Annotated in this window: 15 protein-coding genes; 11 read left to right on the top strand and 4 right to left on the bottom strand. The window is 67.0% G+C overall.

Annotation, left to right across the window (positions count from 1 at the left end; translation table 11 throughout):
• Positions 1-10: 10 nt before the first annotated feature.
• The gene (locus J2Y46_RS18940) at positions 11-769 is read right to left on the bottom strand and encodes an alpha/beta hydrolase (RefSeq protein ID WP_310244512.1); all 759 of its coding nucleotides are present in this window, start codon (positions 767-769) and stop codon (positions 11-13) included.
• 65 nt (positions 770-834) lie between these two features.
• On the opposite strand from J2Y46_RS18940, the gene J2Y46_RS18935 reads away from it, so the two are divergent.
• The gene (locus J2Y46_RS18935; protein WP_310244509.1) at positions 835-1,239 is read left to right on the top strand and encodes a pilus assembly protein CpaE; all 405 of its coding nucleotides are present in this window, start codon (positions 835-837) and stop codon (positions 1,237-1,239) included.
• A 50-nt stretch (positions 1,240-1,289) separates the two neighbouring features.
• On the opposite strand, the gene J2Y46_RS18930 is transcribed toward J2Y46_RS18935, so the two are convergent.
• Positions 1,290-2,498 carry an MFS transporter gene (locus J2Y46_RS18930; RefSeq protein ID WP_045299984.1) on the bottom strand — a complete coding sequence of 403 codons (1,209 nt, stop codon included), beginning with the start codon at positions 2,496-2,498 and terminating at the stop codon, positions 1,290-1,292.
• A 404-nt stretch (positions 2,499-2,902) separates the two neighbouring features.
• Here J2Y46_RS18930 and nrdH point away from each other — a divergent pair, with 404 nt between their 5' ends.
• The 6 genes from nrdH (at position 2,903) to J2Y46_RS18900 (ending at position 8,402) form a co-directional block, all read left to right on the top strand.
• Positions 2,903-3,136 carry a glutaredoxin-like protein NrdH gene (gene nrdH, locus J2Y46_RS18925; RefSeq protein ID WP_045299982.1) on the top strand — a complete coding sequence of 78 codons (234 nt, stop codon included), beginning with the start codon at positions 2,903-2,905 and terminating at the stop codon, positions 3,134-3,136.
• Position 3,137: 1 nt separating this feature from the next.
• Entirely contained in the window at positions 3,138-3,584 is a 447-nt protein-coding gene (gene nrdI, locus J2Y46_RS18920) for a class Ib ribonucleoside-diphosphate reductase assembly flavoprotein NrdI (RefSeq protein ID WP_084695628.1), read from the top strand.
• Between the two features lie 38 nt (positions 3,585-3,622).
• Positions 3,623-5,722, top strand: coding sequence for a class 1b ribonucleoside-diphosphate reductase subunit alpha (gene nrdE, locus J2Y46_RS18915; RefSeq protein ID WP_045300088.1), 2,100 nt, complete (start codon positions 3,623-3,625; stop codon positions 5,720-5,722).
• 33 nt (positions 5,723-5,755) lie between these two features.
• Positions 5,756-6,730, top strand: coding sequence for a class 1b ribonucleoside-diphosphate reductase subunit beta (gene nrdF / locus J2Y46_RS18910; protein WP_045299980.1), 975 nt, complete (start codon positions 5,756-5,758; stop codon positions 6,728-6,730).
• 218 nt (positions 6,731-6,948) lie between these two features.
• Positions 6,949-7,899 (top strand): alpha/beta hydrolase, encoded by a 951-nt coding sequence (locus tag J2Y46_RS18905; RefSeq protein ID WP_310244505.1) that lies wholly within the window; start codon positions 6,949-6,951, stop codon positions 7,897-7,899.
• Positions 7,900-7,937: 38 nt separating this feature from the next.
• Entirely contained in the window at positions 7,938-8,402 is a 465-nt protein-coding gene (locus J2Y46_RS18900) for an alpha/beta fold hydrolase (RefSeq protein ID WP_211255928.1), read from the top strand.
• 26 nt (positions 8,403-8,428) lie between these two features.
• Here the strand turns inward: J2Y46_RS18900 and J2Y46_RS18895 are convergent, their stop codons facing one another.
• A complete protein-coding gene (locus tag J2Y46_RS18895) occupies positions 8,429-9,427 on the bottom strand; it encodes a LacI family DNA-binding transcriptional regulator (protein WP_045299977.1) in 999 nt (332 codons plus the stop codon).
• A 163-nt stretch (positions 9,428-9,590) separates the two neighbouring features.
• On the opposite strand from J2Y46_RS18895, the gene J2Y46_RS18890 reads away from it, so the two are divergent.
• Genes J2Y46_RS18890 through J2Y46_RS18875 form a run of 4 tightly spaced genes read left to right on the top strand, consistent with a single transcriptional unit; the run spans position 9,591 to position 13,942 of the window.
• Complete coding sequence (locus J2Y46_RS18890) at positions 9,591-10,874, top strand: extracellular solute-binding protein (RefSeq protein WP_084695627.1); 1,284 nt, start codon at positions 9,591-9,593, stop codon at positions 10,872-10,874.
• Positions 10,871-11,794, top strand: a complete 924-nt coding sequence (locus J2Y46_RS18885; RefSeq protein ID WP_310244503.1) for a sugar ABC transporter permease — start codon at positions 10,871-10,873, stop codon at positions 11,792-11,794. Before J2Y46_RS18890 ends, J2Y46_RS18885 begins: the two co-directional genes overlap by 4 nt.
• Before the next feature lies 1 nt (position 11,795).
• Positions 11,796-12,689, top strand: a complete 894-nt coding sequence (locus tag J2Y46_RS18880; protein ID WP_310244500.1) for a carbohydrate ABC transporter permease — start codon at positions 11,796-11,798, stop codon at positions 12,687-12,689.
• A gap of 38 nt (positions 12,690-12,727) precedes the next feature.
• Positions 12,728-13,942 carry a family 1 glycosylhydrolase gene (locus J2Y46_RS18875; RefSeq protein WP_310244498.1) on the top strand — a complete coding sequence of 405 codons (1,215 nt, stop codon included), beginning with the start codon at positions 12,728-12,730 and terminating at the stop codon, positions 13,940-13,942.
• Between the two features lie 288 nt (positions 13,943-14,230).
• On the opposite strand, the gene J2Y46_RS18870 is transcribed toward J2Y46_RS18875, so the two are convergent.
• A complete protein-coding gene (locus tag J2Y46_RS18870) occupies positions 14,231-14,620 on the bottom strand; it encodes a hypothetical protein (protein WP_310244496.1) in 390 nt (129 codons plus the stop codon).
• Positions 14,621-14,623: the final 3 nt, after the last annotated feature.

The following is a 14,623-nucleotide window of genomic DNA, read 5'->3' as shown; positions in this document are numbered from 1 at the left end:
CTCGCCGGGCTCACGCGAGTGCGGCGAACAGCGCCTGGATCGTCGCCTCCGGCTGATCGCGGTGTGGGGAGTGGCCCGCGTCGGCGACGACCGACACCGTGAAGTTCGGGTTGGGTGCCACCGCGGCCTCCGCCGGCTTGCCGCGGAAGATCGAGTACACGCCCGGATCGGACGCGATCACATGGGTCGGCACCGCGATGCGAAGCGCCGCATCCGTGACGTCCCAGTCCGAGTTCTGAGCGCTCGTCTGCTCCACGGCCCAGCGGCTCGCCTGCTGCGCCGACAGGGCCTTCAGCTCGATGTCCTGCGGATGCCAGTGCGGGTGCTCCGCCCGAACAGCCGCCTGCGACGGGTCGTCGAACGAGCGGGTCTGACTGTCGCGCACGATGTCGCGATCGTGGTCGGTGAGCGCGATCGCGGGGTCGATGAGCACGAGGCGGCGCGTCCACGACGCATCCGCCGCGGCGGCGAGAACGGATGCCGCACCCCCGAGTGAGTGGCCGATCACGAGGTCCCACGACCTGTCGTGGGCAGGGCGGGTCTCGGAGACGTCCGCGGCGTAGGCCGCCAAGGTGTAGTCGAGCGTGCGTGGAGCCGTCCCGTGCCCGCGCAGGTCGACGGCATCCGCCTGCCATCCGGCATCTGCGAGGGCGGAGCCGTAGCGCCACATCAGCGCGCCGTTCGACCCGAGGCCGTGGATGAGCAGAGCGCGATGCCCGGCCGAGGCCGAGCCCCACGAGACGCAGGGGAGAGTGACGGCGGTAGGCATACGCTCAGCCTAGGAGCGCGGCCCTGTGCGCCCGTGCGCACGGCAGGATGGGAGCGGAGGTTGGCATGATCTCGACGGAATTGGCCTTGGCGCTGCGCGAGGCGGGCCTGGTGTGGCACCCGCACTCGGGCGACCGCTTCCAGCTCGACGAGCCGGAGTTCGAGGCCGACGTCTTCACCGTCAGCGAGATGACCATCGAGCCGCGCGAGTACCCGACCGGGCGCATCCTCGCCTTCAACGGCACGACCGAGTGGGCGCTGGATTCGGTCGCCCTCGAGGACGCGCTGTGGCTGCCCTACGAGCACCAGCTTCGCGAAATGCTGCGCGGTGCCTTCCGGTCGCTGCGGCGCCTGCCCGACAACCACGAGGTCGAGATCGTGCTCGGCGGCGAGCGGCAAGTGTTCGAGCATCCCGAGCCCGCCGATGCCTACGCGCTCGCCCTGCTGGAGATGCTCCGTCGTCTCGCGTGACCCGGGCGCCTGCACGCCGATCGTGAGGGCGCTGCGCACGTCGGGTCGGCTCAGCCGATCGTCGTGACCGGCTCGGTGTCGGGGATCGGGCTCGCGCCGCGCACGCGCAAGTCGGGAAGGCCCCGCGCGAACACGATCGCGACGAGGAGTCCCAGCGCGCAGAACGCGGCGGCGGAGGTGTACGCGGCCGTCACGCCGCCCGGGCCGTCGATGAGGATGCCGGCGACGGCCGAGCCCGCGGCGGCGCCGATGAGCTGACCCGTGCCGACCCAGCCGAACGCCTCGGCGGTGTCGCTGAACTTGACGCTCGCGGTGGTCACGGCCGACAGCACGGCCAGTGCCGGCGCGATGCCGATGCCGGCGACGAACAGCGTGGCGCCGATCCACCACACGTTGACCCACAGTGCGGTGAGCGCGAGCCCGATGGCCACGACCGTCAGGCGACGCGCCATGGCCCAGCGGCCCATCGGCAGGTGCCCGAAGGTAAGCCCGCCGGCCAGGCTGCCGATCGAGAACACGGCGAGCACGAGTCCCGCCTCGAGTCCGCCGTGATCGAAGGTCGCCACGACGCTCGCCTCGACGGCCGCGAACGAGCCGATGAGAAGGAACCCGATCACGGTCGCGAGCAGGATCGGCGGACGGGTGAGCACGGTGCCGAAGGAGCGCTTGCTGCGCGGGATGCGCACGCGCCCGACCTCGGGCGAGAGGATGAACCAGGCGCCACCGGCCACCAGGATCACGACGACCAGCATGAGACCCACGACGGTGCCGGCCTGCGTCGCCACGAAGGTGATGAGCACCGGGGCGAGGATCCAGATGAACTCCTGCAGCGAGGCGTCCAGGGAGTACAGCGCCGTCAGCTGCGTGGAGTTGACCATCTTGGCGTAGATCGTGCGCACCGCCGCGACGATCGGCGGTGTGGCGGCGCCCGCGATGAACCCGAGGACGATGTACACCGGCACCGGGACGACGAGGAGTGCGATCGCCGTGAGGGATGCCGCGGCCACGACGGTGGTGAGGGTCAGCACTCGGCGCATGCCCCAGCGGCCCATCCAGCGGCTCGTGACAGGACCGGCGAGCGCCTGGCCGATCGACACCGCCGCGAGGACGATGCCGGCGGCGCCGTACGAGCCGGTGATCCCCTCGATGTGCAGGAGGATCACGAGGCTGATCATCCCGTTCGGGAAGCGCGCGGTCAGCTGCGCCGCGATGATGCGGGCCACCCCGGGGGTGCGCAGAAGTTCCCGGTAGCCGGCCACCCGACAACGTTACGGCACGCCCGGGGATGTCCTCGCACGGCCCCGGCGACGACCTCGAAGCACACCCGTGCGCGACACGCCCGCGACACGCCGGGAGCGTTGTCCACAGGCGAATCCGATGTCGGAGGCGCTGGCTAGCCTGCACCCTGTGGACGGATGCGGCCGTGGCGTTCGAAAGCCCCGTGATCCTGGCCTTTTCCAGACCTTGTCGGCTGTGGATGAATCCGTGGACAACCTGTGTTGTACATGGGGAGAACGGTGGAAAATCACACCGATGTAACTACTAGCCCTTGTGGTGCTATCGAATGTCGGTACCCATATGTAGTATTGGACTCCCGGTGGGGGGACTACCGGGAAAGAGCACCGGATGCCACCGGGGGAAGCACTGAGGAGACGGAATCGACATGGCGATCACGGTTTACACGAAGCCCGCGTGCGTGCAGTGCACGGCGACGTATCGAGCACTCGACTCCAAGGGGATCGAGTACGAAATCCACGACCTCTCGGAGGACCCCACGGCCCTCGAGCAGGTCAAGGCGCTGGGCTACCTCCAGGCGCCGGTCGTCATCACCGATGAGGACCACTGGTCGGGCTTCCGTCCCGACAAGATCGACGAACTCGCCTCGCGTCTGGCCTGACATGTCGGCGGTCGTGACGCAGCGCGTCGCGACGGACGCGCCACTGCTGGTCTACTTCTCGAGCGTGTCGGGCAACACCGCACGCTTCATCGAGAAACTCGGCGCTCGAGCGGTCCGGATCCCGCTTCACCCCACGGATCCGGCGCTCGTGGTCGACGAGCCGTACGTCCTCGTGACACCCACCTATGGCGGAGGCCAGGGCAGGGGAGTCGAGAAGGGCGCTGTTCCGAAGCAGGTCATCCGCTTCCTCAACGACGAGCGCAATCGGAGCCTCATCCGGGGAGTCATCTCCGCGGGGAACACCAACTTCGGCGAGCATTTCTGCGTCGCCGGCGACATCATCAGCCGCAAGTGTCACGTGCCGCACTTGTACCGGCTAGAGGTATTCGGCACGCCTGAAGATGTGGAACGCGTGAGCGCGGGATTGGAACGCTGGTGGGAACTCTGACGGAGACCGACTTCAAGACGCAGGCACGCTTCGAGGGCATGGACTACCACGCCCTCAACGCGATGCTCAACCTGTACGACGCGGACGGCAAGATCCAGTTCGACGCCGACAAGCGCGCTGCGCGGGAGTACTTCCTGCAGCACGTGAACCAGAACACGGTGTTCTTCCACTCCCTCAAGGAGCGTCTCGATTACCTGGTCGAGAAGGAGTACTACGAGCCCGCCGTGCTCGAGAGGTACTCGTTCGCGTTCATCCAGCAGCTCAACGACTTCGCGTACGGCAAGAAGTTCCGCTTCGAGACGTTCCTCGGCGCGTTCAAGTACTACACGAGCTACACGCTCAAGACCTTCGACGGCAAGCGCTACCTCGAGCGCTTCGAGGACCGCGTCGTCATGACCGCGCTCGCCCTCGCCGACGGCGACGAGCTGCTGGCCACCAACCTCGTCGACGAGATCCTCTCGGGGCGCTTCCAGCCTGCGACGCCGACGTTCCTCAACGCCGGCAAGGCGCAGCGCGGCGAGCTCGTCTCGTGCTTCCTGCTGCGCATCGAAGACAACATGGAGTCGATCTCGCGCGGCATCAACTCGTCGCTGCAGCTGTCCAAGCGCGGCGGCGGCGTGGCGCTGCTGCTGTCGAACATCCGCGAGGCGGGTGCGCCGATCAAGCAGATCGAGAACCAGTCCAGCGGCATCATCCCCGTGATGAAGCTCCTCGAAGACTCCTTCTCGTACGCCAACCAGCTCGGGGCGCGTCAGGGTGCGGGTGCGGTGTACCTCAACGCCCACCACCCCGACATCATGAAGTTCCTCGACACCAAGCGCGAGAACGCCGACGAGAAGATCCGCATCAAGACGCTGTCGCTGGGCGTCGTCGTCCCCGACATCACGTTCGAGCTCGCGAAGAACGGCGAGGACATGTACCTGTTCTCCCCGTACGACGTCGAGCGCGTCTACGGCGTGCCGTTCGGCGACATCTCGGTCAGCGAGAAGTACCGCGAGATGGTCGACGACCCGCGCATCAAGAAGACGAAGATCAACGCGCGCGAGTTCTTCCAGACCCTCGCCGAGATCCAGTTCGAGTCGGGCTACCCGTACATCATGTTCGAGGACACGGTGAACAAGGCCAACCCGATCAAGGGCCGGATCAACATGTCCAACCTGTGCTCCGAGATCCTGCAGGTGAACACGCCCACCACGTACAACGAGGACCTGTCCTACGCCCAGATCGGCAAGGACATCTCGTGCAACCTGGGCTCGCTCAACATCGCCCTGGCGATGGACGGCGGCGACCTCGCGAAGACCGTGGACACCAGCATCCGTGCCCTCACGGCGGTCAGCCAGCAGAGCCACATCGCCTCGGTCCGCTCGATCGAGGACGGCAACGACCGGTCGCACGCGATCGGTCTCGGCCAGATGAACCTGCACGGCTACCTCGCCCGCGAGCACGTCTACTACGGGTCGGAAGAGGGCGTCGACTTCACGAACATCTACTTCTACTCGGTGCTGTTCCACGCGCTGACCGCGTCGAACAGGATCGCGATCGAGCGCGGCGAGACCTTCGACGGGTTCGAGGACTCCACCTACGCGTCGGGCGAGTTCTTCGACAAGTACATCGAGCAGGAGTGGGTTCCCGCGACGGCCAAGGTCGCCGAGATGTTCGCCGGCCACCACATCCCCACGCAGGACGACTGGCGCGCCCTCAAGGCCTCCATCCAGCAGCACGGCATCTACAACCAGAACCTGCAGGCGGTGCCGCCGACCGGCTCGATCTCGTACATCAACAACTCGACGTCGTCGATCCACCCGATCGCCGCGAAGATCGAGATCCGCAAGGAAGGCAAGCTCGGCCGCGTCTACTACCCGGCGGCGTTCATGACGAACGACAACCTGGAGTACTACCAGGACGCGTACGAGATCGGCTACGAGAAGGTCATCGACACGTACGCCGCCGCCACGCAGCACGTCGACCAGGGCCTGTCGCTCACGCTGTTCTTCAAGGACACCGCGACCACGCGCGACATCAACAAGGCCCAGATCTACGCCTGGCGCAAGGGCATCAAGACGATCTACTACATCCGCCTCCGCCAGATGGCGCTGGAGGGGACCGACATGAGCGAGTGCGTCAGCTGCACGCTCTGACGGTCTGATCAGGATTCCGAGAGAAGAAGGACGATGAGCGAGAAGCTCCAGCTCCTGGACCACGTCCAGGCCATCAACTGGAACCGCATCCAGGACGACAAGGACCTCGAGGTGTGGAACCGCCTCGTGAACAACTTCTGGCTGCCCGAGAAGGTGCCGCTGTCGAACGACATCCAGTCGTGGAACACGCTCACCCCCGAGGAGCAGACCCTCACGATGCGCGTGTTCACGGGGCTCACGCTCCTCGACACGATCCAGGGGACGGTGGGCGCGGTGTCGCTCATCCCCGACGCCATCACTCCGCACGAGGAGGCCGTCTACACGAACATCGCGTTCATGGAGTCGGTGCACGCGAAGTCGTACTCGTCGATCTTCTCGACGCTGTGCTCGACGAAGGAGATCGACGAGGCGTTCCGCTGGTCGGTCGAGAACGAGAACCTTCAGAAGAAGGCTCAGATCGTCATGGAGTACTACCGCGGCGACGAGCCCCTCAAGCGCAAGGTCGCCTCGACGCTGCTCGAGTCGTTCCTCTTCTACTCGGGGTTCTACCTCCCGATGCACTGGTCGAGCCGTGCCAAGCTCACCAACACGGCCGACCTCATCCGCCTCATCATCCGCGACGAGGCCGTGCACGGGTACTACATCGGCTACAAGTTCCAGCGCGGACTCGAAACGGTCGACCAGGCCAAGCGCGACGAGATCAAGGACTACACGTTCTCCTTGCTCTACGAGCTCTACGACAACGAGGTGCAGTACACGCAGGACCTCTACGACGGGGTCGGTCTCACCGAGGACGTCAAGAAGTTCCTGCACTACAACGCCAACAAGGCCCTCATGAACCTGGGTTACGAGGCGATGTTCCCCTCGACGGTCACGAACGTGAATCCGGCGATCCTGTCGGCCCTGTCGCCGAATGCCGACGAGAACCACGACTTCTTCTCGGGGTCCGGTTCGTCGTACGTCATCGGCAAGGCCGAGGCGACGGAAGACGAGGACTGGGACTTCTGAGACTCGAACTATCGAAAGCCCGCGGTTTCCGCGGGCTTTCGTGTTTTTCAGCCCGCCCGATCCTCGTGCAGCGATGTGATCTGTGACGCCGGCATCCCGCGGAACGCTGATCGCCGTGCGGTTGTCACAACTGCGCGCTCTGCCCGGTCTTTGTGTTCAAGCCGGTGAATGCCGGCGGATCCGACGAACCGATCACCACACACAGATGGGTCTGCGACATGACCGAACACATCCTGCAACCGGAGGCACGCGCGTTGGCAGAGGCGGCGGCAGCTCCGCCCACCCTCGTCGAACGCGGCGTCGACGGCGCGCGAAAGCTGCTCGACGACGTGCAGTCGGGGCCGGTCGAGCTTCCCGATGTCGAGGACGAGTGGATCACCGTGCCGGCTGCTGTCGGCGACGTCAGGGTCCGGATCGTCAAGCCGGCCGGCACGACGGGGTTGCTTCCCGTGGTGCTCTACGTCCACGGCGGCGGCTGGGTTCTGGGCAACGCGGGCACCCACGACCGCCTGGTGCGCGACCTCGCCACGGGCGCCCGCGCTGCGATCGTGTTCGTCGAGTACACGCGTTCGCCTGAGGCGCAGCATCCCGTCGCCGTCGAACAGGCGTACGCGACCGCCCGGTGGATCATGGACAACGGTAGGCAGAAGGGACTGGATGCTGCGCGCCTGGCCGTCGCCGGAGATTCTGTCGGCGGCAACATGGCGGCGGTGCTCGCGATCCTCGCGAAGAAGCGCGGCGGTGTCAGATTCATCCACCAGTCGCTGTACTACCCGGTCACCGACGCGCGGCAGGACACCGCCAGCTATCGCGAGTTCGCGGAGGGCTTCCACCTGCGTGCCGACGCGATGGCGTGGTTCTGGGACAACTACCTCCCCGACGTGCACAAGCGCAGCGACGTGACCGCGTCACCGCTTCAGGCGCCCGCCGACGAGCTCAAGGGGCTGCCCGAGACTCTGCTGATCGTCGACGAGAACGACGTGCTGCGCGACGAGGGCGAAGCCTACGGTCGCAAGCTCATCGAAGCGGGTGTGTCGACGACGCTCGTGCGCTACGACGCCACCATCCACGACTTCATGATGCTCAACCCGCTGCGCCCGTCGGCCGCGACGACCGCCGCGATCGACCAGGCGATCCACACGCTCCGCAAGGCGTTCGCCCGCGACTGACCCCACCGGACCCGACCCACCCTCCCGAGGAGTCCCTCATGATCGATGCGAACGTGCGGATCCGCCATGTCCCCGCCGGCGTCCTCGACGGCGAGATCGCCCGCGTGATCTGGCGACGCAACTCGCCCGAGTGGGACTTCAGCGAAGGGGAGCTGGTACGTGCTGCTCGTGCGTTCGACAACCCCGACTACGTCGACGTCGTGATCCACTCCTACCGGCATCGACTCGGCCTCGCCGAGGGCGCCGACGCCTACGCGGACGTCGAGGCGCAGCTCGCCGCGCTTCCGCCGATCAGCGTGCCGACGATCACCCTCGACGGGACAGCGGACGGCAACTTCCCGGCATCCGACGGCAGCCACGACGCCCACCTCTTCGCCGGTTGGCGCGAGCACCGCAAGGTTCCCCACGCCGGTCATCACCTGCCCGCCGAGGCGCCGCGGGCGTTCGCCGATGCGATCCTCGCCGTCGCCGAGACCCCCGGTGACGGCGCGGGAACGCCCTGACCGCAACCGCAGGACACCGGTCCGCGTCAGCCTCGCAGTGGGGCGGTCGACGAGCGGACGACCAGCGTCGTCGACAGCTCGGTGCGCGCCGCGGGGTGCGGGTGACGGCCGGCGCGTACGCGGACGATCACGTCGACGGCGGCGCTGCCCATCTGCGCGAGCGGCTGGCGGATGGTGGTCAGGGGCGGGTCGATCCAGGATGAGTGCGGGAGATCGTCGAAGCCGATCACCGACATGTCATCGGGGATGCGCAGGTCCGCCTCGCGGAGGGCGCGAATGGCCCCGAGCGCGCTGTCGTCGCTTGCGGCGAAGATCGCGGTCGGCCGGGAGTCGCGGGTGAGGAGGATCCGCGTGGCGTCGTAGCCCTGGTCGATCCCATACTGGGTGCGGATGATCAGGCCGTCGTCCACGGGAACCCCCGCCTGCTGCAGCGCCGCCTGGAAGCCGGCGAGCCGGGCGATGCCGTTGTCCTGGTCCAGGGGACCGGTGATCGTCGCGATTCGGCGGTGGCCCAGCTCGATGAGATGCTGCGCGGCGTCGAACGCACCCTGGAAGTTCGTCGCCGCGATCGAGAACGTCCCCTCGGGCATCCGGTGCAGGGGATCGACGACGACCAGGGGGATGCCCGCCTCCGCGAGCTGCACACGCGCCTCGGGGCTCGGCACCGCGACCACGCTCAGCAACCCGTCGGATCCCCGTTCCAGCGCGTGCATCACCCACTCGTCGCAGTCCTCCGGGTCGGGCTCGACGGCGAGGACGAGGTCCTTGCCGTGCGCCTTCGCCGCCTCTGCGGCGCCGCGGACGACGGCCTCCGACCATGCCTGGTCGAGGTTGACGACGCGCATGTCGAGGAATCCGGTCGCCATCCTCGGGCGCATCCGGATCTCGTAGCCGTGGCGCTCGAGGACCGCCGCCACACGATCTCGCGTGGCTCGGGACACATCGGGTCGGGAGTTGAGCACCTTCGACACCGTCGGGATGGAGACTCCTGCCTCGGTCGCGATCTGGGCGAGCTGGACTGCCATTGTTCCTCCGGATCAACTTTCCGAAAATGCTAGCGGCAATCGACGACGATCGGTGGTCGATTCTTCGACCTTCGCTGGACTGCCGCCCATCCATCGCTCTATAGTCTCACTCTGAGGCACGAAATTTCGAGCTTTCGTATCGAAAACACACGAAGGAGTGAGCATGCAAGGGATGCGAGTCACGGCGATCACTGCGATGGCGCTGGGCGCCGTCCTGGTCCTGTCCGGTTGCGGTCGCGGCGCGGACGGCGCCGCCGAGGGATCGTCGGTCGCCCCGGCCGCGGAGGGCAAGGCGTCCGGCGTCGTCGAGATCTGGACGGCAGGCGGCCACGCCGACAACCTGGAGAAGCTCACCAAGGACTGGCTGAAGGCCAACCCGGACGCCAGCATCAAGGTCACGGACGTGCCGTGGGACCAGGTGATCACGAAGGCGCAGACGGCGACGGCGGCCGGCAAGGGACCGGACATCATCATGACCGGCGCCGACCAGACCGCGACCGTCATCGGAATGGGCGCCTTCGACGCCGTCCCGGACGGCGTCTACGACACCGACGACTTCTACCCGGCCGCCGTGGACTCCGTGGCCGGCGAGACCGACCTGTACGCGATGCCGTGGTACGTCGAAACCCGCTTCCTCTTCTACCGCGCCGACATCGCGGCCGAGCTCGGCCTCTCGGCGCCCACGACGTGGGAGGAGACACAGGCGATGTCGGCGGCGTTCGCCTCGCGCCCCGGCGGCACCTTCGGCTTCAGCCTGCCCAAGCCCACCGAACAGCCCGCGCAGGTCATCGTGCCGTTCGACGCGCAGGCCGGCGGTTCGATGACCGACGGCGACGCGTGGACGATCGACACCCCCGAGTTCATCGAGGCCCTCGACTACTACGGCGGCTACTTCCAGCGCGGCGAGGCGCCGATGGGCGACACCGACGCGACGTTCGAGAACGGCGGGACGCCGATGTTCATCTCGGGTCCGTGGATGCTCGACATCTACCAGGAGGAGATCGAGAAGGGCACTGCACCCGAGGGATTCACGATGGACTCCGTCGGCTACACCGTCTCGCCGGCCGGTCCCGGCGGGAACAACGACCAGTACATCGGCGGCGGCAACCTGGGTGTGTTCTCGGCGTCCGACAACAAGTCGGCGGCATGGTCGCTGCTGTCGTGGATGAGCGCGCAGGAGCAGCAGGAGGCGTGGTACGACCTGCAGGGTGAGCTCCCGGCCAACATCGCGGCGGGGGACTACGCACCGATCCAGGACAACCCGGTGACCAAGACGCTCACGGAGCAGCTGCAGAACACGGTGGCGACGCCGAACTACCCGGCGTGGTCGCAGATCTCGGACCTCATCAGCAAGTACTCGGAGCAGGTCGCCCGCGGTGAGATCTCGAGCGCCGACGCGGCGAAGGAGATCCAGGCGCAGGCCGACACGATCGGCTTCGGGTGGTGACATCCGTTCAGGCGGCGCGGCCGGGGAAGGTTGCTTCCCTGGCCGCGCAGCGGCGGCGCTCCGCCGCCATCGCGTGGGTCTTCGTCGCCCCGTTCGTCCTGACGTTCGGCGTGTTCGGGCTCATCCCGCTCGTCAGCTCCCTGGCGATGGCGTTCACGGATCTTCGTGCGCGGGACATCCGCAACCCGTTCAACGTCAACTTCGTCGGATTCGAGAACTTCGTCGCGGTGCTCACCGACCCGTCCTTCCAGCGGGCGCTGTTCAACACGCTGATGTTCGTCGTGGTCGGCGTCCCCGCAACGCTGTTCCTCGCGCTCGTACTGGCGGTGCTGCTGAACTCGGTGAGTCGCCGGGCGGCCACGTTCTTCCGCGTGGGCTACTACACGCCGGTCATCACGACGATCGTCGCCGTGGCGGTCGTGTGGCGGATCATGTATCAGAACACCGGCGTCCTCAACACGATCCTCGGCTGGGTCGGGATCTCGGGGCCGAACTGGCTGAGCGATCCGAACACCGCGCTGCTGGCGATCACGATCATGGCCATCTGGCGCAACATCGGCGCGTCGATGGTGATCTTCCTCGCGGGGCTGCAGGGCATCTCCGCCGATGTCAACGAGGCCGCGTCGATCGACGGTGCGAATGCGGTCCAGAAGTTCTTCCGCATCACCATTCCGATGATGATGCCGACGATCCTGCTGAACACGATCCTCGTGACCACCGGCTATATGCAGTTCTTCGACGAGCCCTTCGTCATGACCAACGGCGGCCCGCTGGAGTCGACCACCTCGATCGCCCTCCAGGTCTACAACCAGTTCAAGTACGGCAATTACTCGGTGGGCGCCGCGGGAGCCTATGTGCTGTTCGCGCTCGTCGGCATCCTCGCGATCATCCAGTTCCGCTTCTTCCGTCAGAGGACCTGACATGACGACAACGCTCGAAAGACCCGCCGCAACCGACACGGTGAGCACACCCACACGGGCACCGCGCAAGCCCATCCGGTGGGGCAACCTCGCCGTGCTGGCCGTCCTCTCGGTCGGCCTGGCCGCTACCGTCCTGCCGTTCGTCTGGATGGTGCTCGGCGCTTTCAAGACCAAGGCCGAGATCATGGCGCGCCCGGTCACCTGGTGGCCGCAGCATCCCACGCTCGACAACTTCCGTGCGTGGCTGTTCGAGTTCGACATCCTCCGGCCGTTCTTCAACTCGGTGTTCCTCGCGGTCGTGACCGTCGCCACGACGCTGCTGTTCTCGTCGATGGTGGGCTGGGCGCTCGCGAAGATGAACTTCCGGGGCAAGAACGTCATCATCGTCGTCGTGCTGGCGACGCTGTTCGTGCCCGGCATCGTCACGCTGATCCCGCAGTTCGTCCTGGTGGCGAACCTCGGCATGGTCAACACCTACTGGGGGCTGATCCTGCCGGGCATGGTCGGCGCCTTCGGCGTCTTCCTGATGCGGCAGTTCATGCTCGAGATCCCGGACTCGCTCCTGGACGCGGCACGGATCGACGGCGCGGGGGAGTTCCGCACGTTCTTCCAGATCGTGCTGCCGCTGTGCAAGGCGCCGCTGGCGACCCTCGCGATCTTCACGTTCATGGGCTCGTGGAACAGCTTCCTGTGGCCGCTGATCATCTCGCAGGACGACTCGATGTACACCCTCCCGGTGTCGCTCGCGCTTTTCTCGGCCGAGGCCGGCGGGCACGGGTCCGACTACGGGCTGCAGATGGCGGGGTCGTTCCTCATCATCATCCCGGTGCTCATCCTGTTCATCGCGATGCAGCGCCACTTCATCCAGGGCATCGCGCTCACCGGGATCAAGTGACCCGATCCCGCAACCTCCACAAGAAAGGAACAGCATTCATGAGCAGTGTCATCGCCGCACCCGAGGGGTTCATCTGGGGAGCGGCCACCGCCGGTCACCAGATCGAGGGCGGCAACGTCAACACCGGACACTGGGAGAACGAGTACGCGCCGGGCACGCAGATCCCGGAGCCGTCGGGTGACGCGTGCGACTCCTACCACCGCTATCCCGAGGACATCGCGCTGCTGGCCGATGCCGGGCTCACCGCGTACCGCTTCTCACTGGAGTGGTCGCGCATCGAGCCCGAGGAGGGGGTGGTCTCGCGGGCGCAGCTCGCGCACTACCGTCGCATGATCGACACGTGCCGCGACCACGGCGTGCAGCCGATCGTGACGCTGCACCACTTCACCTTCCCGCGGTGGTGGGACCACTCCGGCGGCTGGTACTCGGAGCAGAGCACCGACCGGTTCCGGCGCTTCACCGAGATCGCCGCCACGATCCTCGACGACGTCGACCTCGTCGTCACGATCAACGAGCCGAACATGATGGTCAATCAGACCGAGGCGCGCATCGACACCGAGAACGGGGTCAACTTCCCCGGGCCGTCGCCGTTCGTCGCCCAGGCGATCGCCGACGCGCATCACGCCTCGACCGAGGTCCTGCGCGGGGTCGGCGGCATCCGCTCGGGATGGACCGTGGCGAACCAGGTGTTCCAGGCGGTGCCCGGCTGGGAGAGGCAGCGCGACGAGTGGCAGTACTGGCGAGAGGACTTCTTCCTCGAGCAGTCGCGGAACGACGACTTCATCGGTGTGCAGTCGTATCTGCGGACGATCATCGGCCCGACGGACGACGAGCTGGGCTACGGCCCCCAGGAGTGGCCCGAGGGCACCGAGCGCACGCTCACCGGGTGGGAGTACTACCCCGAGGCGCTGGGTCACGCCCTCCGCCACACCCGCGAGGTCACCGGCGGCGTCCCCATGATCGTCACCGAGAACGGGATGGCGACCTCCGACGACGCCCGGCGCATCGATTACACGACGGGTGCACTGGCGGGAATGGCCGAGGCCATCGCAGACGGCTGCGACGTGCGCGGGTACCTGCACTGGTCGCTGCTCGACAACTACGAGTGGGGGTCGTTCCGGCCCACGTTCGGGCTCATCGCCGTCGATCACGAGACGTTCGCCCGCACTCCGAAGCCGAGTCTCGGCTGGCTGGGCGGGCTCGCGCAGCGGAACGAGATCCCCGCGACGCCTCGAGTGGAGCTGGCCGTCTGAGCGGCGGTTTCCACCGGAACGGGAGGACGAATGCCGCGGGCCGCGGCATCCGTACTCCCGTGGCCGTCGAAATCGGCCCGGATCAGCCATTCACCTCCGGCCCGATATTGCGCCGTGAACCCGTTCCAGAAAGCCGCCCGAAACTCGCGTAATAGATTCCCTAGGGCGTTGTCTCTTCAGTGGGGGATAGCGCCGGAGCCCCGGTCCGGCACCCCGGCCGTGGGTCCCGAGCTCGCGGCTACCGGGGGCGCCGGCATTCTCGCGTCGGCCCCCCGGTCAACCCCCGCGTCATGCGCCCGGGTTACGCAGCGCCTTGAGGGCCATGAGCCACTCCTTGCTCGCATCGTGCAGCTGGGACCGCGCCTGCTCGGCGGCCGCGTCCTGACGATCCAGCTCCGCGCGGGCTGACTCGATGCTCGTGCCGAGTTCGGGCACGCGTCGCGCCGCTGCCCTGAGCTCACGGGAGCCGAGCAGTCCGCGGGCTGACTCGGCGCGAGCCCGGCGGGCCTCCTCGCCGCGTTCGAGAACTTCGGGCAACGCCGCGACGCTGTCGGTCAGCACGTCGAGCAGCGCGGTGATGGCCGCATCGTCGGCGACGCGATCCTCGCGCGGCGCCTCGTCAGCCTTCGACCGGCGGCGGGGCTTGGGCTGAGGCTTGGGCTTGGACGTGGAAGTCATGAT

The sequence above is a fragment of the Microbacterium sp. BE35 genome (assembly GCF_031457705.1).
Taxonomy (GTDB): domain Bacteria; phylum Actinomycetota; class Actinomycetes; order Actinomycetales; family Microbacteriaceae; genus Microbacterium; species Microbacterium trichothecenolyticum.
This window is presented reverse-complemented; position numbering and strand designations above follow the sequence as displayed.